Source organism: Microcoleus sp. PH2017_09_SFU_O_A (assembly GCF_020738625.1).
GTDB lineage: Bacteria > Cyanobacteriota > Cyanobacteriia > Cyanobacteriales > Microcoleaceae > Microcoleus.
Window position 1 is genome coordinate 1 of sequence record NZ_JAEQCF010000177.1, and the last position, 2779, is coordinate 2779.

Annotated in this window: 2 protein-coding genes; both read right to left on the minus strand. The window is 47.6% G+C overall.

Going from position 1 to position 2779, the window contains the following annotated elements; genetic code table 11:
• Positions 1-157: 157 nt before the first annotated feature.
• The gene (locus tag JGK16_RS32425) at positions 158-1360 is read right to left on the minus strand and encodes a HEAT repeat domain-containing protein (RefSeq protein ID WP_293193989.1); all 1203 of its coding nucleotides are present in this window, start codon (positions 1358-1360) and stop codon (positions 158-160) included.
• Positions 1361-1777: 417 nt separating this feature from the next.
• A complete protein-coding gene (locus JGK16_RS32430) occupies positions 1778-2596 on the minus strand; it encodes a hypothetical protein (RefSeq protein ID WP_293193987.1) in 819 nt (272 codons plus the stop codon).
• Between the last annotated feature and the right edge of the window lie 183 nt (positions 2597-2779).

Consider the following 2779-nt stretch of genomic DNA (forward strand, 5'->3'; position numbering starts at 1 on the left):
TTTTGATCTATATTACCTGTTTATCTTGCACTTTTTTCTCCCTCGCGCCATCTAAACCTATGCCACGCAATATGTGATTGATTTTTCAGCAAGCCCTATGTAAATTTGGTATCAACTGTCAACTGTCAACAGTCAACAGTCAACAGTCAACAGAACATTAATCATCCCTCCCAGAACGCGGACGAATGCGATTCAACTGATTAATTGCCCAGCGAGCTGTTTCCTGAACTTCTGCATCTGGATCGTCCGTCGCGCGGTGCAACAAGTGACTGATTTGATTCACCAATTCGTAAATCCGTGTCAAGTCGCGAATCGCATTTTTCCGCACTTCCGGGTTTTCATTTTGCAATGAAATTGACCAGGCATTATTCATGGGTTTGAGCGTGCGAATGCCAATTTCTGAGAGACTTGCCAGAATTAAACTGTACTGCTTAGAGTCAGAATTTCCTAATAAATTCAGCAACGGCTCAACGGCTCTGGAATCTCCCTGCTGCCCGAGTTCCCAAATTGCTTTGCGCCTAGAGGCCGGATTGAGGTGCTGCAAATCTTCAATGAGTGTTTCAATAATATCAACTTTTTGTCTGACTTCCGTTTCGGGAAGGGAAATATCTTTCTTCCGATTCGCTAGTGCATCGGCTCGATTAGTTGTTTCTGGAATATTGAAACCTGAGTCGCTGTAGCCGTTGTTGCGATTTTCGTCTGTGGCGGTGTCGGAATTAATTCGATCGCCCTCTACCCCTGCATCCTCGGATTCTGATTGCCCAGATTCCACGATAAACGGTAAAGGCAGATCGGTGCTCTCGATCTTGTAGCCCTTGGGGAAATTGACAGGGTAGGGCAATGCTGGTAGCGGTTTGAGTCCCCCAGAAGAAACCTGTTGCTGTCCCATTTCGTGCCTGTTTCTCTGAGCATCGGGATTGGTGAATCGAGAGTTTCTTTGGTTTTGGCGATCGCCTCGAACCCGTCTTCGCTTAGAATTATTTGACTCGCCACTGCTAACTAATTTCAGCATGATCGCTACTGCCGCTGCCGTGACGACAACTGCTGCCAAACCCAACATTAACAACCCCCGCTGGCGTGACAAAATGACAATTATATTGGAGATTGGTTTCGGGATTTTGGAATTAGATTTTTGTTTTTTAGACGGCTTAGATTTGTTTTTATCGGGCGCTGGAGAGGATTGTGGAGGATTGGAGTCCTGGCTGGAGTCCGGGGGAGAGTCTGCTTGAGCAATTTCTTGGGAAACAACCTGGTAGGAAGCAATGACAATCTGTTGCCTTCCCTCCGCACTGGGAATGAAGGCAGCGCCCAGGCAGGCAATGCAGGTGAACAAACGTAAAGTGGAGCGGTAGTGCGCCATAAGACTCAATTGGGTTTTTGAGAGGCAACGCCGCATGACGAGCTTTAGTGTAACCATGAGTTAGCTCGATCCTAGCTGCTATGCGCCCAACTAACCTACAAATATCACGCCCGATCGCGAAAAATCATGGTTTGAGGTGGCAGCGAGCCGGATCTCAATCACGCAATTGCGTCAATAACGGCGGCGGCAGATAGGGGCATCTTGGAAAGTTGATTGTCAGCGAAGCATCAGCTACGTGCTGTGCAGACGCTGCGATGCCCGCGATTGTTGCTCGCTGCGGAGGCGCGTGCCATCACCTGTGAGTTTAACTGTTTCGTCGCTGTTGCGCCGCTTTTGTCTTCACTGTAACAACGTTTTACTAATTTAAAGACCCACAGGTAGATTACTCCTGTGGGTCTTTAAATTGGATTTTAGATTTTAGATTTTGGCGATGGCACACAGTTCTTTGAAAAGTTCGCGGACGCAGCGGGCTATCACTCGCTGGCGGGCTAGTTTAATTGGAGTGCCACCCTTTTTTCTCCGTTTTAAATTTTCCGCTGGGGATATTTGCTCAGCGTCAGCGCCCTGACCGTAAATGAATTTTAGAGGTGGATTGTTCCGGCTAACTTCCAGTCGTGTGAAACACCATTGCCAGAGGGCTTTCCTGCACAGCGCGCTGCCGGACTGCTTTCCCTTTTTCTTCTGGCCGCTGTCATCGCGAATCACGCCCATGCCGACCGCCCTCATGAAGCGGCGCTCTGAAAGTTTGAGCTTAGATTCTTTCCCGGTGCTGCGATTTTTTCTGATTTTTACTTCCGGTCTGCCGTCTTTCAAAAAGTCTTCGATTGGATAAATTGCTCCCAGCAAGTAACCTTGTAGTTGGTAGCCAAAACCGAATTTTGTAAAAATCCGCCGATATTCGTCAAACTGCCCATTGTCGATGAGTTGAACCAACTGCTTTTTGAGCTTAAAGATTTCCTCCTCAATTTCGCAGTATTGGTTAGCAGCCCAGCGAGTTTGGGATTCGATGCCAGAGCCGACCGTTGCCTCCAAAATGCGATCGTACTTTTTTGACTTTCGTCGCCCCGCCAGCCACCCCCACAGCAGAGGTGGTAATTCTTCTTGCATTTTTGCCGATCGCACTTGAGCGATTTCCGGGCACTGCCAAGCCAACTCCTGCCTCATTCTGTTGATAATCGGGGATTGAATGCGGTTCAAATGCTCGATTCTCAAGCAAATTTGCTTGATTTGGCTCACCAGGAAATCTCGAATCTTGAGGTAGCTGGCTTCTGGTTTGTCGAAGTACCAGCAAGCGATCGCAAAAGCGTCAATGTCGTCAGTCTGGCTCTCCTGACTTTATGGTGTATAATGTAACAAACAATACATTTACTGTCATGGACTTTTATTTAGACTATATATTAGACTTGCCTGGAGTCAAGA